At 33.4% G+C, this 24,986-nt stretch carries 22 protein-coding genes and 1 other annotated feature; of the genes, 2 read left to right on the top strand and 20 right to left on the bottom strand.

The genetic code is table 11. The annotated features are described in order from the left end of the window. Positions 1–120: 120 nt before the first annotated feature. The 19 genes from HSACCH_RS03805 to sdaAB all read right to left on the bottom strand — a co-directional run bounded on the left by HSACCH_RS03805 (position 121) and on the right by sdaAB (position 21,614). A complete protein-coding gene (locus HSACCH_RS03805) occupies positions 121–1,209 on the bottom strand; it encodes an RNA-guided endonuclease InsQ/TnpB family protein (RefSeq protein ID WP_005487968.1) in 1,089 nt (362 codons plus the stop codon). Between the two features lie 443 nt (positions 1,210–1,652). Then, complete coding sequence (gene hflC / locus HSACCH_RS03800) at positions 1,653–2,516, bottom strand: protease modulator HflC (RefSeq protein ID WP_005487967.1); 864 nt, start codon at positions 2,514–2,516, stop codon at positions 1,653–1,655. Further along, complete coding sequence (gene hflK, locus HSACCH_RS03795; protein ID WP_005487966.1) at positions 2,513–3,544, bottom strand: FtsH protease activity modulator HflK; 1,032 nt, start codon at positions 3,542–3,544, stop codon at positions 2,513–2,515. The genes hflC and hflK overlap by 4 nt, the downstream gene beginning before the upstream one ends. A 194-nt stretch (positions 3,545–3,738) precedes the next feature. Next, the gene (locus tag HSACCH_RS03790; RefSeq protein ID WP_005487965.1) at positions 3,739–4,686 is read right to left on the bottom strand and encodes a 1-phosphofructokinase family hexose kinase; all 948 of its coding nucleotides are present in this window, start codon (positions 4,684–4,686) and stop codon (positions 3,739–3,741) included. 33 nt (positions 4,687–4,719) lie between these two features. Further along, complete coding sequence (locus HSACCH_RS03785; protein WP_005487964.1) at positions 4,720–5,160, bottom strand: deoxycytidylate deaminase; 441 nt, start codon at positions 5,158–5,160, stop codon at positions 4,720–4,722. Positions 5,161–5,263: 103 nt separating this feature from the next. Further along, on the bottom strand, positions 5,264–5,770 hold the full coding sequence (locus tag HSACCH_RS03780) for a hypothetical protein (RefSeq protein ID WP_005487963.1): 507 nt from the start codon (positions 5,768–5,770) through the stop codon (positions 5,264–5,266). Between the two features lie 48 nt (positions 5,771–5,818). Beyond that, positions 5,819–5,989 (bottom strand): helix-turn-helix domain-containing protein, encoded by a 171-nt coding sequence (locus HSACCH_RS13715; protein ID WP_005487961.1) that lies wholly within the window; start codon positions 5,987–5,989, stop codon positions 5,819–5,821. Positions 5,990–6,113: 124 nt separating this feature from the next. Then, positions 6,114–6,998, bottom strand: a complete 885-nt coding sequence (locus tag HSACCH_RS03775) for an MBL fold metallo-hydrolase (protein ID WP_005487960.1) — start codon at positions 6,996–6,998, stop codon at positions 6,114–6,116. After that, positions 6,991–8,421: a Na+/H+ antiporter NhaC gene (gene nhaC / locus HSACCH_RS03770; protein ID WP_005487959.1), complete on the bottom strand. Its 1,431-nt coding sequence runs from the start codon at positions 8,419–8,421 to the stop codon at positions 6,991–6,993. The genes HSACCH_RS03775 and nhaC overlap by 8 nt, the downstream gene beginning before the upstream one ends. Before the next feature lie 51 nt (positions 8,422–8,472). Further along, positions 8,473–8,658 (bottom strand) — a binding site (T-box leader). A gap of 107 nt (positions 8,659–8,765) precedes the next feature. Further along, entirely contained in the window at positions 8,766–9,791 is a 1,026-nt protein-coding gene (locus HSACCH_RS03765) for a branched-chain amino acid aminotransferase (protein ID WP_005487957.1), read from the bottom strand. A 326-nt stretch (positions 9,792–10,117) separates the two neighbouring features. Then, positions 10,118–13,321 carry a carbamoyl-phosphate synthase large subunit gene (carB, locus tag HSACCH_RS03760; protein ID WP_005487955.1) on the bottom strand — a complete coding sequence of 1,068 codons (3,204 nt, stop codon included), beginning with the start codon at positions 13,319–13,321 and terminating at the stop codon, positions 10,118–10,120. Between the two features lie 175 nt (positions 13,322–13,496). Then, positions 13,497–14,330 carry a phosphoenolpyruvate hydrolase family protein gene (locus tag HSACCH_RS03755; protein WP_005487953.1) on the bottom strand — a complete coding sequence of 278 codons (834 nt, stop codon included), beginning with the start codon at positions 14,328–14,330 and terminating at the stop codon, positions 13,497–13,499. 80 nt (positions 14,331–14,410) lie between these two features. After that, a complete protein-coding gene (locus tag HSACCH_RS03750; protein WP_005487951.1) occupies positions 14,411–15,622 on the bottom strand; it encodes a Tm-1-like ATP-binding domain-containing protein in 1,212 nt (403 codons plus the stop codon). 90 nt (positions 15,623–15,712) lie between these two features. Further along, positions 15,713–16,213 carry a hypothetical protein gene (locus tag HSACCH_RS03745; RefSeq protein ID WP_005487950.1) on the bottom strand — a complete coding sequence of 167 codons (501 nt, stop codon included), beginning with the start codon at positions 16,211–16,213 and terminating at the stop codon, positions 15,713–15,715. Positions 16,214–16,478: 265 nt separating this feature from the next. Then, entirely contained in the window at positions 16,479–17,006 is a 528-nt protein-coding gene (locus HSACCH_RS14000) for a hypothetical protein (RefSeq protein ID WP_005487948.1), read from the bottom strand. A gap of 200 nt (positions 17,007–17,206) precedes the next feature. After that, positions 17,207–18,277 (bottom strand): glycerol dehydrogenase, encoded by a 1,071-nt coding sequence (locus HSACCH_RS03735; protein WP_005487946.1) that lies wholly within the window; start codon positions 18,275–18,277, stop codon positions 17,207–17,209. A gap of 87 nt (positions 18,278–18,364) precedes the next feature. Further along, the gene (locus HSACCH_RS03730) at positions 18,365–19,813 is read right to left on the bottom strand and encodes a putative bifunctional diguanylate cyclase/phosphodiesterase (protein WP_005487944.1); all 1,449 of its coding nucleotides are present in this window, start codon (positions 19,811–19,813) and stop codon (positions 18,365–18,367) included. A 232-nt stretch (positions 19,814–20,045) separates the two neighbouring features. Beyond that, positions 20,046–20,930 carry an L-serine ammonia-lyase, iron-sulfur-dependent, subunit alpha gene (gene sdaAA / locus HSACCH_RS03725; protein ID WP_005487941.1) on the bottom strand — a complete coding sequence of 295 codons (885 nt, stop codon included), beginning with the start codon at positions 20,928–20,930 and terminating at the stop codon, positions 20,046–20,048. Positions 20,931–20,942: 12 nt separating this feature from the next. After that, positions 20,943–21,614: an L-serine ammonia-lyase, iron-sulfur-dependent subunit beta gene (sdaAB, locus tag HSACCH_RS03720; RefSeq protein ID WP_005487940.1), complete on the bottom strand. Its 672-nt coding sequence runs from the start codon at positions 21,612–21,614 to the stop codon at positions 20,943–20,945. Positions 21,615–21,810: 196 nt separating this feature from the next. On the opposite strand from sdaAB, the gene glgD reads away from it, so the two are divergent. Beyond that, positions 21,811–23,052 (top strand): glucose-1-phosphate adenylyltransferase subunit GlgD, encoded by a 1,242-nt coding sequence (gene glgD / locus HSACCH_RS03715; protein ID WP_005487939.1) that lies wholly within the window; start codon positions 21,811–21,813, stop codon positions 23,050–23,052. 75 nt (positions 23,053–23,127) lie between these two features. Here glgD and HSACCH_RS03710 read toward each other — a convergent pair whose 3' ends face one another. Continuing rightward, positions 23,128–23,733, bottom strand: coding sequence for a hypothetical protein (locus HSACCH_RS03710; protein WP_005487938.1), 606 nt, complete (start codon positions 23,731–23,733; stop codon positions 23,128–23,130). Positions 23,734–23,931: 198 nt separating this feature from the next. Between HSACCH_RS03710 and HSACCH_RS03705 the strand changes: the two genes are divergently transcribed. Continuing rightward, the gene (locus HSACCH_RS03705; protein WP_005487936.1) at positions 23,932–24,948 is read left to right on the top strand and encodes a mechanosensitive ion channel family protein; all 1,017 of its coding nucleotides are present in this window, start codon (positions 23,932–23,934) and stop codon (positions 24,946–24,948) included. The last annotated feature ends 38 nt before the right edge of the window (positions 24,949–24,986 follow it).

Raw genomic sequence — 24,986 nt, 5'->3', positions numbered from 1 at the left:
AATTCGACTTCGACTTTAGGCTGTGCCATCAGCCCTCCTGAGATAGCCGACTATACATTTCAATAGTATAATCCTAGCATTATGCTAATATAGGCACTCAGGCACTTAGACTATTACCATCTAAGCAGATTGTTGCTCTAAATATTTATTAGCTATGTTTCTACTTGCATTTAAATCAGAGTGGATATGATTACCACACTCACAAGAGTATAGATTAGCTTTGCGATTAGATTTTTTAATTTTGTTGCATTTAGAACAACTCTGGGAGGTATATTTAGGATTTATATATTCTACCTTGATCCCAGCTAATTCAGCCTTATATTCAATAAACTGTTGCAGTTGATAGAAAGTCCAGCTATGGAGGTTTCTGTCTGCTCTATTAAGACTCTTAGCAGTATTTCGGATATTCTCTAGATTTTCCATAATTATAGTGCCAACTTTCTCCTGCACAGCAAGATTGACTAATTGGCGACTAATTTTATGGTTTAAATCAGTCATCCATCTCTGCTCTTTGTCATTAATATTTTTAATAGCTTTAACTTTTTTAGATTGACCCAGTTTTCTTCTTAACATACGATACTTTTTGCGGATAAAACCTGCTTGTTTACCATTGTGGAATTGGCGATTAATTTCTTTGCCTTGGGGATTTTTAACACTGGCAACCGCTAGTTGACGAAGCCCTATGTCAATTCCCATTAGATTAGAGTTATTGGTTTTTTTAGCTGCAATTTTAATTGTTACAGCAAAATACCACTTGCCTCTTTTGTAGAAGAGACTGGCTTTACCCAATTTGCAGCCACTCTCGATATGCTGCTGCAGTTTTTCAAATCTTTCAGTCTGCTTAACAGGGAAGGCAAATCTCTGACATTTAGTAGTATAAAGAGGGATTGAAATAATATGGTGATCAATTTCATAATTTTGATTATTATAGCAGATAGGTTGATTCTCTTTAAACTCTATATTTTCTTTTTTAGAGTTAGACTTTAAAAACCGTTTATAGAGAGCTTTAACTTCTCTAATATTCTGATTTTTAACAGCAGAGGGGAGGCTAATCTCTTTAAAATCAGAAGAACTCAATTTAGTTTCTCCTGCTTTAAGTTTGGCAGCGATAGCCTGACGATTCTTAACTACTTCTGCAATATTATTTAAGAATATATTTTCTTTTCTTTTAGTTGGTTTTAATAACTCCAGCACATATGTTATTTGCATATTAATCACCTTTTTCACTAATTATTAATATCAATGATATTTTAAGACAATGCAAAAAACTTTATTACTAAGTATATTATACCACTAAAAGAACAAACGTTCAACAAATATAAAGCTTTTTAACTATAAATTAGCCGATTCATCCCCGCCCATTGACATAAGCGAGGCTTTCTCGGCTAAATTCGGTAATTCTTCCATTGATTCTTTCATGTTATTTTTCATTTTTTACACCTCTTTTAATGATTTAATTTTATTTTTTGAATTAAATGTTTTTACTAATTAATTTATTTTTTCAGTCTTTTTTTGTCCTATTAGTTTATTTTCTTCGTCAAAGCTATTAAACCTTTTTGTGAAAAAATATTCTATAAGATAAGCTGATATGAAAAAATCCTTAGTGACAGAAAAATCTCTCACTAAGGAAATTAATGAATCATAGCTAATTTTTAATTTGCATTGGCAGGATTCAGATATTTTAAATATTTCATATCCTCTGAAAGAATTATAGTTGTCCTTTCTTTAAGAGAATTCTTATAAGACTGTAGACTGCGCCAGAATTGATAAAATTCTGTGTCCTGACTGTAAACATCACTATAAACCTTAAGGGCTTGGGCATCTCCCTGACCCCGAAGTTCCTGTGCTTTCTTTTCAGCCTGAGCACCAATGATTTCAGATTCCTTATCAGCTTCTGCCTTAATTATTTCAGATTCTCTTTGACCTTGAGCTCTTATTTGTTTAGCGCGCTGTTTTCTTTCTGAAGACATTCTCTCATAAACAGCTTCTTCGTTAGCTTCAGGTAAATCAGCTCTCTTAATTTTGACATCTATCAAATGAATTCCATAATCTTTTAGCTGTTTTCTACTTTTTTCAGTTATAGAATTAAGATAAGTAATTCTTTTTTCAGAAACAATATTATCAAAAGTTTCTGAAGCCAATTTATTACGGAGGTTGGAATAAACAATATCATCAATCCTGGTCTGAGCTAAAGTCCGCTGTCCACTCATTGACTGCACAAATTTAAGCGGATCATCAATTTTCCAAAGTGCATAATTATTAACCAGTAAGTGTTTTTTATCAGAGGTAATCAGCTTTCGCGGCTCTATATCATAAGATAAAATTCTATCTTCAAGATAAATAACATTTTGAACAAAGGGCATTTTAAAATGCAGCCCCGGTTCCTTAGAAATCTTTACTACCTCACCGAACTGTTTTACAACTGCTGTTTTGGTTTCATCAACGGTAAAAGTAAAAAAGTTGTAAGCCATTACGATAACTAAAATCACCATTAGAAATGTTAGTAATTTTTTCATTTACTTTCACCTCCGGTATTTCTTAATTTATTTAAATCAAGTAATTTTAAAACAGAATTACCATCTTCACTTTTAGGTAAAATAATTTTATCTGTTTTTGGTAAAACATCTTCTAATGCTTCAATATAAAGTCTGGTTCTGGTAACTTCTTTACTTCCCATCCGATATTCAGTTAAAACGTTTTTGAATTTAGCAACATCACCTTCGGCTCGAGCAACTTTTTCCTCTTTATATGCTTCAGCCTTATTTACCACATGCGCAGCTTTTCCTTCTGCCTGAGGGATGACCTCATTAGCATATGCAGTGGCCTGATTAATATAATTTTCTTTATTTTCTTTGGCACTATTTACATCATCAAAGGCTGCTGTTACGGGCTGGGGTGGATTTGCATCCTGCAATTTAACATTTTCCACCATCATACCTGTATCATAAATATTTACCAATTTCTGCAGTCCAGAGTGAACCTGTTGAGCTATTTCTCCCCTGGAAGTAGTTATAATATCCTCAAAATTAGTTTTTGCTACTTCTTCTCTCATTACTGCCTCAGCCATTTCTTTTAAGAGAGTCCTGGCGTCTATAACATTAAAGGCATAATTTTCAGCATCCTGAATTTTATACTGTACAGCAAATTCAATATGGACTATATTGTTATCAGCTGTCAGCATCAATGCCTCTTCCTTATTTGATTCGTACCTAGGATTAGGTGGAGGTGAGATTGTTTCATACCCCACTTCGATTTTACGAACCGACTTGACATCAACTGGTATTACTGTTTCTACTGGTGCAGGAATATGATAATGGAGACCTGGTCCAACAGTCCTCACATGCTTGCCAAATCGTTTGACAAGTCCGACTTCTGGTTCATCAATAGTGTGTAACCCCTGTGCAGCCCAGAGAGCTATAATTGCAAATACAATTATCCAGATGTTAATTCCTCCCAGATATTTTTGCATAGATGATTTAAAATTATTTAGCTGCTCTTTTAAATCATTTTTATCTAAGTTCTTGTTATTTAGATCTTCATTCATTTCTTAACCTGCCTCCTTACTATTAAAACTATTAATCGATTTTTAAACAAATTCGAATTGATTATATAACATAATAGACAATAATTAAAACCTAATTGCTCATATTTAGCATTTTACTTAATCTAAGATAAAAAAAACAGCCCCCAGATAGAGGCTGTAAAATATCTGCTTTATTCTTTTTTGAAGTTTACCAGCTAATAATTTCTAAGATTTCTGGCAGTCATCTGCTGATATAGTCTATCAGTATCTTCTTTAGTACATAATTCAGTTCCAGGAGTCATAACTGCAGCAGATCCAGCTGCCAGACCGTAATAAAAGGAGTCTTTTAAACTATCGCCTCTAGCCAAACTTAAAACTATCCCGGCTACCATACTGTCTCCAGCACCAACTTTGCTTTTGATGGGAACAGTTGGAGGACGCATAAATTCTGTTTGCTGTTCACTGACCAATAGCGCTCCTCCAGCACCAATAGAAATTACAATTGCCTGACATGCTTTATTATTTACAAGTTTTTGTGCTTCTTTAATTATTTGATCTTCATCTTTTAATTCTTTACCTATTAAATCCTGAAATTCTCCAAGGTTTGGTTTGATTAAAAATACCCCTTCTTCTATAGCTAATTTCAAAGGTGGTCCAGAAACATCAACTATTACTTTTGCCCCTCTTTTTTTAGCAGCAGCTGCCATTTCTGCATAAATGTCATCACTAACTCCCTCAGGAATACTGCCGCTGATAACTAGATAATCTGGAAAAGGTTTTAATTGATTTAATATCTTGAATATTTTTTTATATTCCTGATCACTAATCTCAGGGCCGGGCATCCCAAATCTATACTGTAAATTAGAAGCTTTTTCACTAATGATTAGATTTTCTCTAGTCTCAGCTTCAATTTTTACAGCCTCTTTGTTTAAATTTTCGTCTGCCAGCAGTTTATCTAATTTTCGGCCTGTAAAACCACCGGATGTATAGAGTAACAGAGAATCTTCACCCAATTTTTTAATTGCCCTGGAAACATTTATTCCGCCTCCACCAGGCTCAAAAACTGGTTTATCACAATATAATTTATCTTCTGCCTTAACATGATCAACACTCGAATTTTTATCAATGGTTGGATTTAAAGTAAAAGTAACTATATTATTCATATTTCTCCTTTCCTCTAACTAGAGTCCGAAAAACTAATACTTTATTAATTTAATTTTTGATTCTTCCAATAATTTTTCAGCAAATTCATCGGAATAAGCATTTTTATAATAGATTTTATCAACACCAGCATTAATCAAAATTTTAGTGCAAATTATACAGGGTTGATGAGTGCAGTAAACTGCTGCCCCTTCAGTTTTAACACCATGAAATGCAGCCTGAGCAACTAAATTCTGTTCCGCATGAACACCTCTGCAAATTTCATGTCTTTGACCACTTGCAACCCCCATTTCTTCTCGCAAACAGCCTGTTACTTCACAGTGAGTAATATCTTTAGGTGCCCCATTATAGCCAGTTGCCAGAATTTTTTTATTTTTGACTAAAACTGCACCAACTTCCCGCCTCAAACAGCTTGCTCTTGTAGCAGCCAGTTCTGCCATTTTCATAAAATATTCATCCCAATCTGGTCTATCCAATCTGATTCCTCCCACTCTCAGTCAATCTTTCTCTAATCATACCATTTTCTATTATCTAATTGCAAAAAAAAAAGACCAATATTGCTATTGGCCTTCAATCTATTTATGAAATATAAGCTTTATTTTTTTTATCGTCAATTTTTTTTAGCTCTTTTTCGGAATTAAGAAATTCTTTTAAATAGTCTCCTACTACTTCTAAATGCTTAGATTCTTCAATTAAATCATCTATTAATTCTTTTATTCTAGCTAAAGATTCTATCTTATCCAAGGAAAGTTTAGTCACAAGTTTTTTATCACTTAAAAGTTTTCTGCAATTAACAAAATGTACTATTTCTTCTTCACTAATTTGATTAAGATGATCCCCCTCTAGCTCAAGGCATCTTCTGGCTTCAGCAATTTCGGAAAGCTTATATTTTTCTTTAAGTTTTAAAGCGGTTAAAATTTCTGTAGGTACTATATCTGGATACAGAGCATTTCCATTTTCAACTTTAATACGAGAGATAACCCCTTCTCTAGCCCAATCACGCAGAGTCAGATCAGTATAAACTAATGGGATTTTTTCCCCAATAACTTCTTCTACCAGATGTCGAGCACTACTCAAGGAAATCATAATATCAAACCCTTTCCTGTGCTTCTAACACTGCTTTAAAAATAATTTTTAATTACTATTATTTTCTTCGTGAAAAAAATCCTGAAGATGACCTTCGGTTATTCTCCATTTCCTGGCAATTTTCTTGGCCTTTAATTCTTTTTGATTAATCAACTTTACTACTGAATCCCGGGAGATTTTTAGCATACTAGCTACCTCATCTGTTGTATAAACCTTCATCTAATCCTCTCCTTTCTCTATAATTAAATTATAACATTTATAATTTAATTTTTCAAGCTTCTAGACGGTTTTGAATATACTTTGACATAGTTTTGAACCTTTTTGAAATTATTTAAAAATAAATTTATTTCAATGTTTCTCCCTCATTTAAAATATTAAAACCATTTTTCCTAACTAATTTTTCCTTAATTTTATCCTGATCTAAGATTCTATTAGTATGGTTAAAATGAGTGAAATATATCTTATTTTTCTCTGACTCATCTAAATCTGACAGCAATTTGATAGTCTCTTTGATCGGGGGATGGGGAACCTGAGCTAGATCTCGACCTCTAATTTCTCCTAATTCCTCTTTGTCAAAAAATGTTCCATCAATAAAAGCATAATCAACCCTTTTAATAATCTTTCTAAACTTCTGCTCAAAGTTTGACCAGCTGTCAAAATCAGGCAGGTACAAAAATCTTTTGCTGCCAGCAGTTACAATAAAGGCTGCTGTATCAGCGTGTTCATTACGGTGTTCAACTTCCACTGCTGTAAACGAAATATTTTCACTGAGCTGATATTTTTCTTCAAATTCAAAAACTACTGCTTTTAAATTATTATTTTTAAATAAATCGGACCAGGGGGCATTATTTTTTAGAAAATTATACATTTTTTGGCTTAAATAAAGAGGAAAATTAGAAATATTTAAAGCTTCTTTCCCCAGATACATTAGCCCTGTATAATGGCCAAGATGAGCATGTGTCAATAAAATACCGCTCAGGTGTTTAGTTCCTAATTTATCTGCTTCAGCCAACAGATTCAAGTTATCTAACTGCTCCGAAAAAGAAGGCGTGGCATCAAGCATAAAAGTCTTTTTCTCGATTTTATCCACAACTGCAATTGAGCTCTGAAGACGCTTTATAGACCTGTCATTTCTGGCTGCCTTACAGTGAACACAGCTGCAGTTCAACTGTGGATAACCTGCATCCTGAGCTGTACCAAGCACTTTAATTAAAGTTGAATTATCCAATCATTGTACTCCTTTCTAAATCAGCATCTGTTTTTTTATCTGCTCTGGCAATACTAAAACCTGTAATGCTGTAAATAATATTAATTAAAATAACTAAGATCGGAAAAAATAAATAAGGTATAAAAGCTGTTGCTTCAGCTCCCAGCATATTGGCAGCAAAAATAGCAGGTACACTCCAGGGGACTAAAGTAATTCCAACAGTTCCAGCTGCTTCGACTGTTCTACTTAAATTTTTAGTATGTAGTCCAAATTTATTGTAGCTTTCCTTAAACAGACTGGCTGGGATAATTATCGCCAAAATCTGGGCCCCGGTACTGAAACCAATTAAAAAAGTAGAAATAATAGCAGTTAAACCTAATTGCTTTTCATTTTTAATCAATGAGATAAACTTATTTAAAATTGCATCTAAAATTCCTACTTCCCGCATTATACCACCTAGAGCTGTGGCAATAATTAAGAGAATAATAGTTCCTCCCATAGATGATATGCCGCCGCGATTTAAAAGACTATCCAGCATTTGCTGGCCTGTACTGCCCCGATAACCAAAACTGAAAGCGGAAAATACTTCTTTAATTGTGGAGCCCTGAAAAACTAAGGCAAATAATCCCCCGATAAAAGAGACTGAAATTAAGGCAGGAATTGCCGGAATCTTCTTTACAGCCAGTATGATTGTTAATACGGGAACTAACAGGAGTACTGGTGAGATATTAAAAATAGTCTCCAGTCCGTTAATTAAACTGTTAATTTCATTAATTCCAGAACTATTTGAGGCCATCTGATTAATTCCTAAAAAATAATATAGTACTAAAGAAATTAAAAAGGCTGGAATTGTATCCCAGAACATATGCTCTATATGTTCAAAAAGATCACATTCTGCTATTGCTGGTGCAATATTTGTTGTATCAGAGAGTGGAGATATTTTATCTCCAAAAAAAGCTCCTGAAATAACAGCTGCAGCCGAAATTGCTGCGGGAAAACCCATCCCATTTCCAACTGCCATTAGTGCTATTCCAACTGTTGCAATTGAGGTGAAAGAAGTTCCAGTACTTGTTGAAACCACTGCGGTAATTAGTGCTGCTAAAGGCAGAAAAATAGATGGATTAATAATTTTAAGTCCATAATAGATTAGTGAAGGTATAATTCCACTTAAAATCCAGGTTCCAATTATTGAACCAACAATAATTAAAATAAATACAGGCTGTAGTGCCTGACTGACTCCTTTTTTTAATCCATTTTCTAGTTCATTCCAACTCTTTCCATAATAGGCACCGACAAAGGCTGCTGCAGCTGTGCCGCTGAGCAGGGGAATTAGCATCCCTACTTTCCAGATAAATACTGATAAAGCTCCGGCTGTTAAAAGGACAAATACCGGTATTAATGCTGCTGCAAAAGAAATCTGCTTACTCTTATCCTCGTTACTCATTATAATTCCTCCTTGATTTTTTTGGTTTTAAATATAAAAAAGCCGCCCCTTAAACAGGACGACTTAATTTCGCGGTACCACCTGAATTAATCTGCAAAACAGATTCACTCTCTTGGAAGCAATAACTTCCTCACCCTCTAACGTGGGATAACGTCAAGACTTACTAAAAATTCAGTCCGAAACTCAAAGGTGTAATTCAGCCTTTTAGGCTTACTGGATCCTTATCAAAGTTTTTAATTTAATTTAATTTTATTATTAAAAGTATATCTCATTATTTTAAACATTGTCAAGATTTATTTTTCCAAATTTTTAAATTATAGCTAAAAATGAACACTGCTTTTTGATTATTTAATTTTTCTAATCCAGCCCTCTGGAGCCTCAATAACTCCCAGCTGCATTTTGGTTAGGATTTCATATATCTTTTTAATAACCGGACCAACGTTATTCATTCCATTTGAAAATTCTACTTCTTCTTGACCATTAACCACTTTTCCAATTGGTGAAATAACTGCAGCCGTTCCACAGAGACCTGCTTCTGTAAAGTCTTCTAACTCTTCAAATCTGACCTTTCTTTCAATTACTTCTAGATCCAGGTAATTTTTAGCTAGATAGATAATTGATCTTTTGGTGATTGAAGGTAAAATTGAATTAGATTTCGGAGTCACCAATTTATTATCATCTGTAATCAGAATAATATTGGCACCTCCACTTTCTTCAATATAGCTTCTGGTTGCTGCATCTAAAAATAGATTTTCATCAAAACCATCTTCATGGGCCTTAACAGTCGTGTTTAAGCTCATGGCATAATTGAGACCTGCTTTTAAATGTCCGGTCCCCTTAGGCGCGGCTCGATCGTATTCACTGACAGTTAGAGTTATTGGTTTTGCTCCTCCCTTAAAATAAGGGCCAACTGGAGTTGAATAAAGTCTAAACTGATATTCAGTAGCAGGTTTAATCCCAATTACCGGGGTTGATGCAAAGATATAAGGTCTTAAATATAAAGAAGCCCCTGTTCCATATGGAGGTACCCAGTCCTGATTGGCTTCTACTACCTGATCTACAGCTTCTAAAAATCTCTCTTCTGGAAAAGGTGGAATTCTTAAACCTTTTGCAGACTGGACCATCCGCTCTGCATTTAAATCCGGTCTAAAGGTAACTATACTGCCATCTTTAGCTGTATAAGCTTTTAAACCTTCAAATACCTGCTGGCAGTACTGTAAAACTCCTGCACTCTCATTGATTACTATATTGGGGTCAGAAATCAACTGCCCCTCACCCCAGCTGCCGTCCTTATAATTTGCTATGTACCTCTTATCAGTCTCATGATACTGAAATCCTATGTTTTTCCAATCTAAATTTTTTTTAGTCATCTACTATCTACTCCCTACTTCTTATTTTATAAAACTAAATTAAAACTTGGTCAGATGAGACAAATTAATCACCTTCAGTTTTAAATTTATTACTATTATCATAACATTTTTTTAGCTGTTATTGCAAAAAAAAGACAAAATATTGTTCTTTTAAATTTTAGTAATCATACTCTATCTTTTCTTTAACTAAATCATCGATCAATTCCAGCTCACTAAAATTACCAATTTAATTTAAACCTATTATATAATTCTAGATAAAAAATTAGACTCTTAAAGCAATTAAAAAATCCCTGGCTGAGCTTAAATGCCAACCAGGGAACTGAAATTTACTTTAATAATTTGTGATAATCCTGGATTGCTTTCAGCTCATAATCACTGTTAATTTCAGCTTCAATACCTGCTGCACTGGCTCTAGCAGCATTTGTTGTTGTTATATATGGTATCTTATACTTAATAGCTGCTGAACGAATATAACTGTCATTTTCAATTCCTTCTTTGCCAATGGGGGTATTGATTATCAGCTGAATCTCGCCATTTTTTATAGCATCTACAATATTGGGACGACCATGACCCAATTTGTTGATCAGCTCACTTTCTATCCCCTGCCGATTCAGAAATTCTCCTGTACCCTCAGTTGTCAGAATTTCGAAATCCAGGTCTTTTAATTTCTGAGCTGTGTCCACTATTTTCTCTTTATCCTTATCATTAACTGTAATTAAAACTTTGCCTGAAGTAGGAAGTTCCAATCCGGCTGCTGTCTGAGCTTTATAGAAAGCCTGCGCATAAGTGCTGGCAATGCCCATTACCTCACCAGTTGCTTTCATTTCAGGTCCTAAAACAGCATCCACATGCTCAAATTTATCAAAAGGAAAAACAGCCTCTTTAACTCCAGTATATGGAACGTCTTTTTCTTTTAGATTTAAAGATGCAAGTGATTCTCCCAGCATCAATCTAGTGGCAAGTTTTGCCATATTGATTCCGGTCACCTTACTGACAAGAGGCACAGTTCTGGAAGCTCTTGGATTGGCCTCAATAATATAGACTTTTCCTTCATAGATTGCAAATTGAATATTCATTAAACCTACAACATCAAGAGCAGATGCTATTTTTGCAGTATAATCTTTAATGGTTTCAAGCTGGTGCTCAGTAATTTCTAAAGAAGGAATGGCACAGGCACTATCACCTGAATGGATTCCTGCTTCTTCTATATGCTCCATTACTGCAGCCACAAAAGTATCCTCACCATCTGTTAGAGCATCAACTTCAGCTTCTAATGCATCTTCTAAAAATTTATCTATTAAAACAGGATGCTCGGCTGAAACTTCTGCCACCTGTGATTCTAAATAGTTTTCCAGACTTTTTTGATCATAAACTATTTCCATTCCTCTTCCTCCCAGAACATAGGAAGGTCTGAGCATCAGGGGATAACCAATCTGTTCTGCAATTTTGTGAGCTTCGGCAGCTGATCTTGCAATATCACTTTCCGGCTGTGGAATCTCTAACTCATTCATTAACCTTCTAAATTCTTCTCTATTTTCAGCAAAATCAATACTTGCCGGTGAGGTTCCTAAAATATTAACTCCTGCCTCTTCCAATTCTTCGGCTATATTAAGTGGAGTCTGACCACCAAACTGAACGATGACACCTTCTGGTTTTTCTTTTTCGTAGATTCGCAAAACATCTTCAGCAGTTAGCGGTTCAAAATATAGTTTTGAAGAAATATCATAGTCTGTAGAAACCGTCTCTGGATTACAGTTAACCATAACCGAATCATAACCTAATTCATCTAAGGTAAAAGATGCATGAACACAGGCATAATCAAATTCTATACCCTGGCCAATTCTATTGGGACCTCCACCTAAGATCATAACTTTTTTAGAGTCTGAGGTAGGAATCTTCTCCTCAGCTAAATTATAAGAAGAATAATAATACTCTCCTTCGGCCCCACTTACTTTAACTAAATCAAAGTTGTCATTTTCAACCGCATATTTGCGAGCTTTTCTAAACTTCTTTTCGTCATAATTTAAGAGCTCAGATAAATATTTATCTGAAAACCCTTTTTCCTTTGCTTCTACTAATATTTCTGAAGGCAGCCGCTTACCTTTATATTTTAGCAGCCTATTCTCTAGTTCTACTAATGCTTCCATTTCTTCTAAAAACCAGCTTGAAATATGCGTTATTTTCTGAATATCTGAAATTGATGCTCCTTTTTTCATTGCCTCATATATCAAAAAATGCCTTTCACTAGAAGGTGTTCTTAAGCGGTCTAAAATTTCTGCTTTTTCTAGTTTTTTAAATTCTGCTATATTTCCAAATCCGGATCTTTTAATTTCCAGTGACCTAATTGCCTTTTGAGCAGCCTCAGCATAAGTTTTACCGATACTCATTGCCTCACCTACAGCCTTCATCTGAGTTCCCAGTTTATCTTCGGCTCCAGGAAATTTTTCGAAAGACCAGCGAGCATATTTAACTACTACATAATCTCCACCCGGCTTATACTCAGCTAGATTTTTCCCATTATAATATGGTAATTCATCTAAATTAATCCCTACAGATAATTTAGTGGATATTCTGGCTATTGGAAAACCAGTTGCCTTAGAGGCCAGCGCAGATGAACGAGAAGTTCTGGGATTCATCTCTATAATTACAAGTCTATCTTCTTCCCTGTTATATGCAAACTGAAAGTTAGCACCTCCGATTACTCCAATTGCATCTGCTATTTTGTAGCTGTAATCTTCAATTCTTTGTTGTACATCTTCATCTATTGTCAGCATTGGTGCAACACAGAAACTATCTCCTGTATGCACTCCCATTGGGTCAACATTTTCGATAAAACAAATAGAAATTTTCTTTTCTTTCTGATCTCTAACTAGCTCAAGTTCAAGCTCCTGCCAGCCCAATACAGCTTCTTCAATTAAGATTTGGTCAATCATACTGGCTGCTATTCCATTTTCAGCAATGTTTTTAAGTTCTTCTAAATTATAGACCAAACCACCACCGCTACCTCCCATAGTGTATGCGGGTCTAACAACTACAGGAAAACCCATTTCCTTTGCAATCTTCACTGCTTCCTCCACATTATAGGCCGGTAAACTTTTGGGCATTGGAACCCCCAATTTTTCCATTTCTTCTTTAAAGAGAATCCTATCTTCTCCCCGTTCAATTGCTTCGGGCTGAATTCCTATAATTTCTACCTCATTTTTTGCTAAAACTCCTGATTCATAAAGTTCTGAAGCCAGGTTAAGTGCTGTCTGACCACCTAAGTTAGATAAAAGCGCATCAGGTTTTTCTTTTTTTATAATCCTCTCAATACTTTCTGCTGTCAGCGGTTCAATATAGGTTCGATCTGCCATCTCGGGGTCTGTCATAATTGTTGCTGGATTCGAATTAACAAGTACTATTTCATAATTTTCTTCCATCAAAGCCTTACAAGCCTGAGTTCCAGAATAATCAAATTCACATGCCTGACCAATTACTATCGGGCCAGATCCAATAATCAAAATCTTATTTAAATCTTTTCTTTTTGGCATTAATTCTTTCCTCCTCAAATTCTTTTGCCTTGTATATAGATTTTAGATAAAAAGCCAATTTCCTGCTTAAAGATATTATTTTTGATTTATTAAATATTTTAACAAATTAAAGCCGTCCCTTTTAAAGGACGGCTAATTGTTTAAATTACACTTAGAATGTGTTGAAAAAATTTACTTATTTGTTGATTACTAATTTTTTGAAGTCTTCAGTTTGTTTTTTAATAGCTGTTTCAGTGGGAAGTCTTTCAATACTGGAAGCACCAAAGAATCCAACTACATTTTCTGTATTTTCTAGAACATATTTCGCATCATCTGGCATTGCAATTGGACCACCATGACAGATCACCATTAGATCTTTGTTTACACTATGTCCTGCATCTGCAATTCTTTGAACCTTTTTCGCACTTTCTTCCAGAGTCAGCGCAGTTTCTGCACCAATACTGCCGCTGGTTGTTAAACCCATATGTGCTACCAGAACGTCAGCTCCAGCTTCTGCCATTGCTTTAGCATCTTCTTCATCAAATACATATGGTGCAGTAAACAGATCAAGTTGATGAGCTTTTCTGATCATTTCTATTTCTAAATCATAGCCCATTCCTGTTTCTTCTAAATTTTGTCTGAAAACACCATCAATTAAACCTACAGTAGGAAAATTCTGCACCCCAGAAAAACCCATATCCTTAAGATCTTTTAAGAAATTATCCATTAATCTAAATGGGTCTGTACCACAGACACCAGCCAGGACTGGAGTTTCTTTGGCTACCGGCAGCACTTCATCTGCCATTTCTACAACTATCCCATTTGCATCACCATAGGGCAGCAATCCGGCAAGAGAACCTCTTCCTGCCATTCTATATCTACCAGAATTGTAGATAATTATTAAATCTACTCCACCTTTTTGGGCAAATTTAGCAGAAATACCAGTTCCTGCACCAGCTCCAACTACACTTTTTCCTTTTGCTATTTCCTGTTCTAATTTCTTTCGAACCTCTTGACGTGTAAATGCCATTTTTAGTCCCCCTTTATATTTTGAAATTAACCTTAATATTCAGCCTTCGTTATTCAATTATGTTGAACTTTAATTTAAGCTCAACCTTCAATTAATTCAATCATTTTTTTTGCAAGAGCAAGTGCATATTCTTCATCATTAATATGCAGGTCTTTTTCGATTAGTTCTACCTTATCTTGATCAATATTTTTTCTTAATGTTTCAAAAAGCATTTTATCTTCTTCTGCACCATAAAAAGCTTGTCCCTCTGCATCAATCATTGAAACACCTTTAAGCGGCAAGAATAATGTTGTTTTAGATTCAGCTTTATTAAGTTTTTCTGAAATAATTTCAGCCAGTTTTTTGTTTTCTGCCACTGTTGTTCTCATTAAGGTCACTGTAGGATTATGCTTATATAGATTTCTATTTTCAAATTCTTTAGGAACTGTATCTAGAGGACCAAAATTAACCATATCTAAGGCCCCAGTTGAAACAACCTGTGGTACACCTTCTTTTCCAGCCGCTTCCAAACGATCAGGTCCTGCAGAAAGTACTCCTCCTACTAGTTCATCACAGAGTTCAGTAGTTGTAATATCAAGCACACCACTAATAAATCCTTCTTCAACCAAATTTTCCATCGCCTTACCACCTGTACCAGTGGCATGAAAGACCAGCACTTCATAACCATGTTCTTCTAAATATTCTCTTGCTTTTTCTACACAGGGTGTTGTGACACCAAACATAGTTGCTGCGATTAAAGGCCGTTTCTCTTTCGGTTCTGGTTTTTTACCTTTTACCATTCCTGCTACTGCAAAGGCAGCATTGGATAAAATTTCAGATGATAAACTATTAACACCCAAAATATCAACAACTGAGTACATCATTGTAATATCTTTTGTCCCGACATATGGCCTGGTGTCTCCAGAAGCAAGGGTAGACACCATAACTTTAGGAATTCCAACCGGCAATGTTTTCATGGCTGTAGTTCCAATTGTTGTTCCAGCTGAACCACCTAAGCTAATTATGCCAGCAATTTTACCCTCTGAATAAAGTTTTTCAACTATTTTCGCTGCTCCATCTGACATAACTTCCATTGATTCTCCTCTATCTTTGGCCTCGACCAGTTCTTCAATACTTTGACCACCAGCATCAGCAACCTCGCTTCTACTAATATCAGGTTCAAAATAGGCCTCTCCCAACACTCCAGCATCAATGACAATAGTTTCTAATCCTTCTCCCTCAATAATATCTTTGACATACTTAAACTCTGCCCCTTTAGTATCCAGGGTCCCAACTATGACTATTTTACTCAATATAATCCCTCCCCCTCGATTATTAATAAATTTATAATTTGAGTAAATTTTCTGACTATTTTGGTCGAACTTTTCTAACTTAAGAAAAAATTAAGGGCCATATGGATAGTAAAACATATGCAGTGAAACATATTTTTCTGTATCCATTTTACCAACACCAAGTTCTATAACTTTATCACCAAAACCCCATATTTTTTGCCATAGTATCTCTTTTTTAACTTCAGATAGTTTAAAATTATTAATATTATCTGCAGCTCCATATTCTGATTCGATAATTTGAGAAAGTTCATTTAATCGCTTTTTAACATAATAATCTGCTATATAATTTGGACTTTCAAAATATATTTCATAAAGCTGATCTTGATCATTATAGAGAGCAAAAATATTATAGATTGTATTTTCAATTTCAATTTCTGGAAGACCAACACTCAAAGTCATTTTCTCATCTTTTCTTAAGTTTTCGTGAAATTCCTGAACAGACATTCCAAAATAAATTCCCCTGTAGACCTGCTTTTCCTCTGCTGCCGAAATTGTAAAAGTCAAAATCAAAAATATAATAACAGCTATCTCTAAAATAATTTTTTTCTTCATAACTGGCAGCCCCTTTGTAAATTTAGCCTTAATATAGCCAGCAAACGCGAACAAAAACTAAAAAATGGATTAAATTAAAAGATTTCGCTTTCTCTCTATTATTAATGATATTCTTATTGGTGATTTTTGTCAATAATAATTTTATTTTAATTTTCTTAATGTTCAAATTTAATAAAAAAAATCCCCCTTTACAGAACAAATTAAGTAAATAATTTATCTGAATTAAGAGGGGGATTAATATATTTTAAAATAATTTATTTAAATTTTAATCATCATCTTCTTCATTGTCATCATTATCATCGTCATCATTATCATCGTCATCGTCATCATTATTATCATCGTCATCATCGTCATCATCGTCATCATCATAGTCATCGTCATCATCATAGTCATCGTCATCATCATATTCGTCATCGTCGTAGTCATCTTCATCATCCATGTCATCGTTATCATCATATTCGTCATCGTCGTAGTCATCTTCATCATCCATGTCATCTCGGTCATCATCGAAGTCACTATCTAAGCTCATAAATTGATTTCCTATTTCATTATAATTATCATTTTGCTCTAATACTTCAGAGATCTGATCTAAATTTACTCCTTCATCATAATATAAAGCTATGGCCTCATCCATAATTTCATCTTTTTCCTGAGAAGTCAAAGTTTCTGAACTAGATAGTTTTTGAATAATTTCATCAAATTGAGAACTACTTTGAGCACCAACAAAAGAAGCTGGAACTGCAGCTGTCAAAATTAAAAGTAAAGCAAAGAATATTGAATAAAATTTTTTCATAAATATTCCTCCTTAATTTTTTTAATATTATCATAATTTTCTTATTAATGAAAGTAGTTAATTAACATATGACCAGATTAAACTAAATTAAAAAAATCCCTTTATGAGCCATAAAACTCACAAAGGGACTTAAATTAAAGCTGTTTTTTAGAAATTAAAGTCGCTCAGCTTTTAATTTTTCTTCTAATTTTCTCTTATTATTAAAGCACATCAACTGCTAAAATTGCATCTTTGACCATTTCTGCATCAACTGCAAAAGGCATATTATGGATAGTTTCTCCTTCAGCACAGCTTGCTTCTGCTACTTTAAGAATCTTTTCATCGCTGACATCAGTAATTCCTAGGTCAGCAAGAGTAGTAGGTAGTCCAACTTCTTTACAGAAATCCATTACCATTTCAATTTCAGCTGGATCTCTATCTTCAAGAACCATCTGCACTAAGGTAGAATAAGCAACTTTTTCACCATGAGTTTTGGAGTGTGTTTCCTCTAAAACAGTAAAACCATTATGAATTGCATGAGCGGCAGCCAGTCCACCACTTTCAAAGCCAAGTCCACTTAACAGTGTATTTGCTTCTACAATTTTTTCTAAAGCTTCAGTTACCACACCAGCTTCAGCGGCTTTTTTAGCACTGACCCCATATTCTAATAATGTATTATAGCAGAGTTCAGCTAAATTTTGGGCTGTCATTGTTGGCGCACCACCTGACATTGCAGTGGCTCTGGTTAAAGCAGAAGCGGCAGCCTCAAAATAAGTTGCCAGAGCATCTCCCATTCCTGAAACTAAAAATCTAACAGGAGCATTAGCTACTATTTCAGTATCAATCATTACTACATCAGGGTTTTTAGGTAAGAATAAATATTCTTCAAAAACTCCTTCTTCAGTGTAGATAACAGATAAAGCACTGCAGGGAGCATCTGTAGCTGCAATTGTAGGAACAATAACTACAGGTAAATCCGAATAATGAGCAACAGCTTTAGAGGTATCTAAAGTCTTACCTCCACCCATCCCAATAATTATTTCAGCGTCTTCTGCAGCGGCTTTTTTCTTTAATCTTTCTATTTCTATTTTAGAGCATTCACCGTTGAAAAATTCAATTTGATAATTAAGTTCTTCTAGACCAGCTTTTAAATCGTCTAAGAATAATTCTTCAACAATAGGATCAGCAATTATTAAAGCCTTATCTCCAAGATCTTTGATATATTCTCCCATTTCCATAATAACATTCTTGCCCTGAACATATTTTCCTGGTGATGTTAAAACTTTTATCATTAGAACCACTCCTCATTAATATTTTTTTCACAATTTAATTATACTCCTCTTACTCAAAATATTCAACTTATATTTTGAGTAGAAATTCTAATAATAATTTTTCTCAATAATTTTTTCAAATTGATCTACAGGCAGTGGTTTGTAAAAATAATAACCCTGAATTTCATCACATTTTAGTTTTTTCATTGTTTTTAGCTGTTCAGAGCTTTCAATTCCTTCAGCAATAACCTTTAAATTCATTTTATGGGACAGCTCAATTAAAGAATCAATTAATATCATATTTTTGGAATCAGAAAGTTTTCCAATGAAAGACTTATCTATTTTGAGAGTATCAATTGGGAGCCTACTTAAATAACTGAAAGAAGAATAACCAATACCGAAATCATCAAGAGCAATTGAAAAATCTAAGTTTTTAAGTTCCTTCAAAATTTTTATAGTATCACTGCGATTATCAAGCAGAGCGTTTTCTGTTATTTCAAATTCTATTAATTCTCTTCTTATCTGATATTTTTGGCTTAGTTTTTTAATTCTAGCAGCTTTATTTTTATCACATAATTCCAGTGGCGATAAATTAACAGAAATACCTAGGTCTCTATCATATTTATTCTGCCAGCTTGAAAGCTGTTTAAATGCTTCTTCAATAACCCAATCTCCAATTTCTCTAATTAAAAAGCTTTCTTCGGCAATTTTGATAAATTTCTGTGGAGAAACCAGTCCAAGAGTCGGATGATTCCATCTGATTAGAGCTTCTACCCCACTTATTTTATTCTGATTTTCATTAATATTAATTTTAGGTTGATAATATAATTTAAACTCCTCTTTTTTTACTGCACTTCTTAAATCTCTTTTTAAGTTTTCGTATTCTAATTTGTCGAGATACATCTGCTTATTATATATTTGAAAACTCAGATCATCAAGAAAAATATTACTAGCCGCCAGTTGGGCAGCTGAAATTAGTTCTTCTGCATCTCCACCCGAGCCAGGAAATTTTGAAATTCCTATATCTAAATCCAGATAATAATCAGTTTTTCCCTGCTCCCAGAGATCATTAATTGAAGCCAAAATAGTATTTGCCTGTTCTTTTAAAGACTGATCATCAATTTTATTATCAAAAACCAAAATAAACTGGTCATAATTATAGATGTAGATATTGCAGTTTTGGCTGTCGAAATTAGCTTTTAGGTGTACAGCAATTTTTTTAATCAAACCACTACCTTGACTATATCCTTTAATTTCATTTAGATTATCGATGTTGTTTAAGTTCAGATAAAATACGGAAAAAGAAGCTGCAGCTCGGTCTTTAATAGAATAGGAATTAATTTTAACCTCTAAATCCTCATACAATGACCTTTTATTTGGCAGAGAAGTTAAACTGTCAAAATGAGCCTGTCTAATTAATTTTTCCTCTTCTTCTTCCAGCTTTCTTAAATTTTTCTTTAATAAAAAAAATAAAAATATACCCGTTACAAAGATAAAGATAATACCTTTAACTGATTGAAATTTTTGATAAATACCCAGATTACTAGTAAAAAACACTGCTAAAATATCCGAAAATAAAATCCAAAGTATACCAAAAATAGCGTAAGAGACGACTATATTTCTAATGGGTTTTGTTTTTTTATTATTTTTAATTTTCTGTACACCTCCTAAATTACAGCAAAAAGTAAAAACCAGTCAAAGCACAACTCTTCAACTGGTTTTTAGAACATATGTCATTATTTAATTATATCTTGAATCAAAGTTATTAGCAAGATGTTAAAAAATTAGATTATAACGAATTCTCAAGCAGTTCTTCTTTTATTCTGCAGGCAGTTGGAGTAGCAGCTAAACCACCCAGTGAAGTCTCTTTAAGTGAATCAGGAAGAGCATCACCAACTTTTTTCATAGCAACTATAACCTCATCAACCGGAATTACACTTTCTACTCCAGCTAGAGCCATTTCGGCAGCAGTTACAGCATTACTGCTTCCAATAGTATTTCTTTTAATACAGGGAACTTCTACCAATCCAGCTACAGGATCACAGACCAAACCAAGCAAGTTTTTAAGGGCTATAGCTGCAGCAGCTGCAACTTCCTGTTTTGTGCCTCCCATTAAATATGTAATAGCTGCAGCAGTCATACTTGATGCTGATCCACATTCAGCCTGACAGCCACCTTCAGCACCAGAAACTGAAGCCTGTTTGGCAATTACAACTCCAAAGCCTGATGCCACAAATAAGGCATCTATAATTTCATCATCTGTAAAATTATTTTCATCAGCAATCGTGATTAACGAACCAGGTAAAATGCCACATGAACCAGCTGTTGGACAGGCAACTATTTTACCCATAGCAGCATTCAATTCCGAAACAGCTAAAGTATGGGAAAGAATTCTAGAAAAAAGATCTCCTGTAATACTTTTACCTTCTTTTCTGGCCTTTTCAACTTTTTTGGCATCACCACCGGTTAAACCACTCATCGACTTAACATCTTCATTTAAACCTTTTTCGATAGATTCTCGCATTACCTGAAGTGAATAACGCATCTGATCTCTAACTTCTGCTTCAGTTTTTTCAGTTAAATCTTTTTCTCTATTGATAACTACCTGAGCCAGCGTAATCTCATTTTTTTCGGCTATTTCAATTAATTCTTCTATCTTATGAAAATCTTCCATTACAAAACCTCCTTAGACTAATGGTTTAACCAGTTTTAAACTTTGAATACCAGGTATATCTCGAAGCAGCTGCAGTATATTTTTTTCTACCTTTTGATCTAAATTAATAATTGCAGTTGCCTGACGTCCTTTTTCCTTTCTTAATACTTCCATTTCAGCTATATTTAAATTATATATCTGTAAAACTTCTGAAATCTTAGCAATTAATCCGGGCTGATCATTATGAAAAGTTATTAAAGTATAATATTCTCCTTTTAGTTTAACCTCAGTTCCATTTAATTCAGTCACAATTATATTTCCGCCGCCGATTGAAGAAGCAACTATAGTTGTTTTAACATCATTTTGATCTATAATTTCTAACTTCATTGTGTTTGGATGAACATCATCCAGATCAACTGGTAAAAAATCAAAGCTGAACCCCTCTTTTTCTGCCAGCTGAAAAGATTTTTTTATTCTGCTGTCATCGGTTTTAAGACCCAGCAGACCTCCAATAATCGCTTTATCAGTACCATGGCCTCTGTAAGTTTCTTTAAATGAACCATGAAAATATATTTTAACATCCTTTAGCTTATTATCTACTATTTCTTTAGCTAAATTTCCTATTCTACAAGCACCTGCAGTATGGGAACTGGATGGTCCAATCATTACTGGACCTATAATATCGAAAGCACTTAAATTATCCATTTAACCACCACCTAGTTATAAAAATTTTTATATTTTAAAATTTTTGTTTAAGCCTTACAATAATATTGTAGATTATAGAATTTTAAAAGTCAAGATATATCTCAAAAAATGCCTTCTTAAATATGACATTTGACATCAATTCTGTTATAATAATATGTATAATATTAGAAATTATTCTATATTTGGGGGGATTCAAATGGACAAAACAATTGCATTAATCAAAGCTGGTGGAAAACTTGACCTTTTATCTGAAACTCGCTCAAAAGCAGCCCTGCCCTTTGCTGGTAAGTTTAGGCTGATTGATTTTACTTTAAGTAACTGTATTGATTCTGGTTTAGAAAATATCGGAGTAGTTACTCAATATATGCCTTATTCATTACGAGAACATTTAGGAATAGGTAAACCGTGGGATCTAGATCGCGAAAATGGTGGAATAACTATTTTACAACCCTATAAAGGAAAGGCGGGAGAAGATTGGTATCTTGGTGATGCCCACTCTATTTATAAAAACATAAGCTACATTGAAAATAAAGCACCTGAGGAAATAATACTTTTACCAGGACATTTAGTCTATAAGATGGATTATCAAAAAATACTAAAAGAACATAGAGACAATAATGCTGATCTTACAATTGCTGCTAATAACATTCCCTATGCTGATGCTCAGGGTCTATCGACTTTAGATTATGATGATAATTATAGACTTTTAGATATCAAGCAGGAAGATGAGCCTTCTAAAAATCTAGTTTCAATGGGAATTTTTGTTTTCAAAAAAGAAGTTTTAATAAAAGCCTTAAAAAAATACTGCAGTCAGGGAGCAGTAGATTTCCATTCAGAAATAATCCCTAATTTAATTGCTGATAATAAAGATATTTTTGTTTCTAAATTTGATGGCTATTGGAGAAATATTAGAACTGTTCAGGACTACTGGAAAGCAAATATTGAAACAACTGAAAACATACCTGAAATAAACCTTTATGATGATCAATGGCCAATTTATACCCGCAGTGAAGAAAAACCTCCCGTTAAATTTGGAGCTAAAAGCTGCAGTACTAAATCTTTAATAGCAAATGGAGCAATTGTTAATGGCCGAGTTGAGGATTCTGTTATCTCTCCAGGTGTGTATATTGAAGAAGGTGCTTTTGTTAAAAATTCAGTTATTTTAAATGATTGTATTATTAGAAAAAACGCCATGGTTAATAAAACTATAATTGATAAAAATGTAGAAATTAAAGAAAATGTTCAGATAGGCTCCGGCAGTGACTTCACTATTAATTCAGATGCTGAAAACACTCTAGAAAATGGTTTGAATTTAATTGCAAAAGATATTACTATTGCAAAAAATATTAGAGTCCACAGAAATTGTCGCATTAACAGAGATATAACTGCTGATGAATTTGAAAATAATGAAGTTTTAAGTGGCACAACAGTTGAATAGTTTACTTAAATGGATTTATAAATTATAACTAAAGCCGGGCTTTAACTGCCCGGCTTTAATATATAAAAATATAAATTAATAATCATCATTGCTGATATATAATTTTAATTTTTTAAGATAATCAATATCATAAGGAGAATCATCTTTAAACATTAAAGCTCTAATATAAGCTATTTTAGGACTTAAAGATTTTTCTGATTTTTTATTTTCCCCTAAAGTAATTTGATAGCGTCTATTCTGACTGCGGCTGATAATTACAAAGGCATCCTCTTTATCTGATAATGCATAAACATAATTTTTAGAATTAAAAACTTTTTCATCTTTGGCAAACGCAATATAATAAAACTGATTTTCATTAAATTCAAAGGTTGCAAGCTTATAATTCTCAATTATACTTTCCAGTCTTTTTTGATTTAGCTCTAGCTCAATACCTTTTAAATAGGCATTATCATCAAGATCATTCTGGAATTCTTCTATGAAATCTCCATCCATTAAAGCATCAATATATTTTTTATTAGGCCAGTTAAGCTTATTTAATTTAAGATAAATATTATCAATCACTTCAATTGGCTGAGCGGATGCAATTAACTTGCTTTTATCAAAATTTTCTTTTTGGTGTTGTTTAAACTGTTGTAAATAAATATATCCCATATCACAACTTTGATCACATGTAATATCCATATTTTCAGCCTCCTCATCTGTAATAGTTCTTTGTCTTTAATTAAAAACCTGCCTCAAGTAAATTTTTATTCTATTTATTATTTAAATTATATCAAAAATTCAGTTAAAGTTGAAATTTTCAAGCTATATGTTACTATTAATTACATAATACTAAATATTTAAATTTTTAATTTATATATTTGAAAGAGGTGATAATCAATGTACATTGATTTTATTATTTCTGTAACCGCATTTACTATTATATATTTTATACTTTTATATTCAACTAGATTTATCTTAAAAGATCTGAGTGAAAAAAGATATAAACAAATAAGAGAAAATCTTAAGATCCCTCTACTGCTGACAATGCTAAATATTTCATTACTTATTCCTTTCTACTATTTAACAAAAAGTAATAACATTTTAAATTTCTTTAATCATTTTTTAAAAATTACTTTAATCTTTTTAATTAGCTGGTTTATTATTAAATTAATGCGTTTAATCAGACTTTATCTTGATGATACGCATCGGATTGACAGCAGTAATAATCTTAGAGCTAGAAAAATACATACTCAATATAGAATTTTAGAGAGAGTTATTAAAGTTCTAATTATTTTTATAGCAGTGGCAGCTGCCTTAATGACTTTTGATTCAATTAAAAGAGTTGGAATCAGTCTTTTTGCTTCAGCCGGTGTGGCAAGTATTATTATTGGTTTTTCTGCTCAAAAAATTATAGCGTCTATTATTGCAGGAATTCAATTAGCAATTGCCCAGCCAATTCGAGTTCAGGATGTGGTAATAGTTAATGGAGAATGGGGTTGGATCGAAGAAATTAATTTAACTTATGTGGTTGTAAAAGTTTGGGACCGCAGACGGCTTGTTGTTCCTACAACCTATTTCATTGATAATATTTTTCAAAACTGGACAAGAAAATCTTCTTTTATCTTAGGCACTGTTTTTCTCTATACAGATTACACAATTTCGGTTGATGCAATAAGAGAAGAATTAGATCGTCTTTTAGAAGACAATAAACTCTGGGATGGTAAAGTTAAAGTGGTACAGGTGACTGATGCCAGTGAAAAAACAATGGAGTTAAGAATTTTAGTTAGTGCAGATGATTCTCCAACTGCCTGGGAACTAAGAGTCTTTTTAAGAGAAAAATTAATTAAATTTATCCAGGACAACTATCCCGAAAGTTTACCAAAAACAAGAGTTGAATTTCCAGAAAGTCAGTAACGCAAAAATATATAAAAATACACTAAACCCATACACTT

Origin of the sequence: Halanaerobium saccharolyticum subsp. saccharolyticum DSM 6643 (assembly GCF_000350165.1) — a bacterium.
Lineage (GTDB): Bacteria > Bacillota > Halanaerobiia > Halanaerobiales > Halanaerobiaceae > Halanaerobium > Halanaerobium saccharolyticum.
The sequence above is the reverse complement of the archived record's forward strand: the minus strand, read 5'-3'. Positions and strand labels throughout refer to the sequence as shown.

Bases quoted from the DNA above. Each gene is read 5' to 3' on its own strand.
- HSACCH_RS03805 (WP_005487968.1), bottom strand. From the start codon at position 1,209: ATGCAAATAACATATGTGCTGGAGTTATTAAAACCAACTAAAAGAAAA.
- hflC (WP_005487967.1), bottom strand. From the start codon at position 2,516: ATGAAAAAATTACTAACATTTCTAATGGTGATTTTAGTTATCGTAATG.
- hflK (WP_005487966.1), bottom strand. From the start codon at position 3,544: ATGAATGAAGATCTAAATAACAAGAACTTAGATAAAAATGATTTAAAA.
- HSACCH_RS03790 (WP_005487965.1), bottom strand. From the start codon at position 4,686: ATGAATAATATAGTTACTTTTACTTTAAATCCAACCATTGATAAAAAT.
- HSACCH_RS03780 (WP_005487963.1), bottom strand. From the start codon at position 5,770: ATGATTTCCTTGAGTAGTGCTCGACATCTGGTAGAAGAAGTTATTGGG.
- HSACCH_RS13715 (WP_005487961.1), bottom strand. From the start codon at position 5,989: ATGAAGGTTTATACAACAGATGAGGTAGCTAGTATGCTAAAAATCTCC.
- nhaC (WP_005487959.1), bottom strand. From the start codon at position 8,421: ATGAGTAACGAGGATAAGAGTAAGCAGATTTCTTTTGCAGCAGCATTA.
- HSACCH_RS03765 (WP_005487957.1), bottom strand. From the start codon at position 9,791: ATGACTAAAAAAAATTTAGATTGGAAAAACATAGGATTTCAGTATCAT.
- carB (WP_005487955.1), bottom strand. From the start codon at position 13,321: ATGCCAAAAAGAAAAGATTTAAATAAGATTTTGATTATTGGATCTGGC.
- HSACCH_RS03755 (WP_005487953.1), bottom strand. From the start codon at position 14,330: ATGGCATTTACACGTCAAGAGGTTCGAAAGAAATTAGAACAGGAAATA.
- HSACCH_RS03745 (WP_005487950.1), bottom strand. From the start codon at position 16,213: ATGAAGAAAAAAATTATTTTAGAGATAGCTGTTATTATATTTTTGATT.
- HSACCH_RS14000 (WP_005487948.1), bottom strand. From the start codon at position 17,006: ATGAAAAAATTTTATTCAATATTCTTTGCTTTACTTTTAATTTTGACA.
- HSACCH_RS03735 (WP_005487946.1), bottom strand. From the start codon at position 18,277: ATGATAAAAGTTTTAACATCACCAGGAAAATATGTTCAGGGCAAGAAT.
- sdaAA (WP_005487941.1), bottom strand. From the start codon at position 20,930: ATGGAAGATTTTCATAAGATAGAAGAATTAATTGAAATAGCCGAAAAA.
- sdaAB (WP_005487940.1), bottom strand. From the start codon at position 21,614: ATGGATAATTTAAGTGCTTTCGATATTATAGGTCCAGTAATGATTGGA.
- glgD (WP_005487939.1), top strand. From the start codon at position 21,811: ATGGACAAAACAATTGCATTAATCAAAGCTGGTGGAAAACTTGACCTT.
- HSACCH_RS03710 (WP_005487938.1), bottom strand. From the start codon at position 23,733: ATGGATATTACATGTGATCAAAGTTGTGATATGGGATATATTTATTTA.
- HSACCH_RS03705 (WP_005487936.1), top strand. From the start codon at position 23,932: ATGTACATTGATTTTATTATTTCTGTAACCGCATTTACTATTATATAT.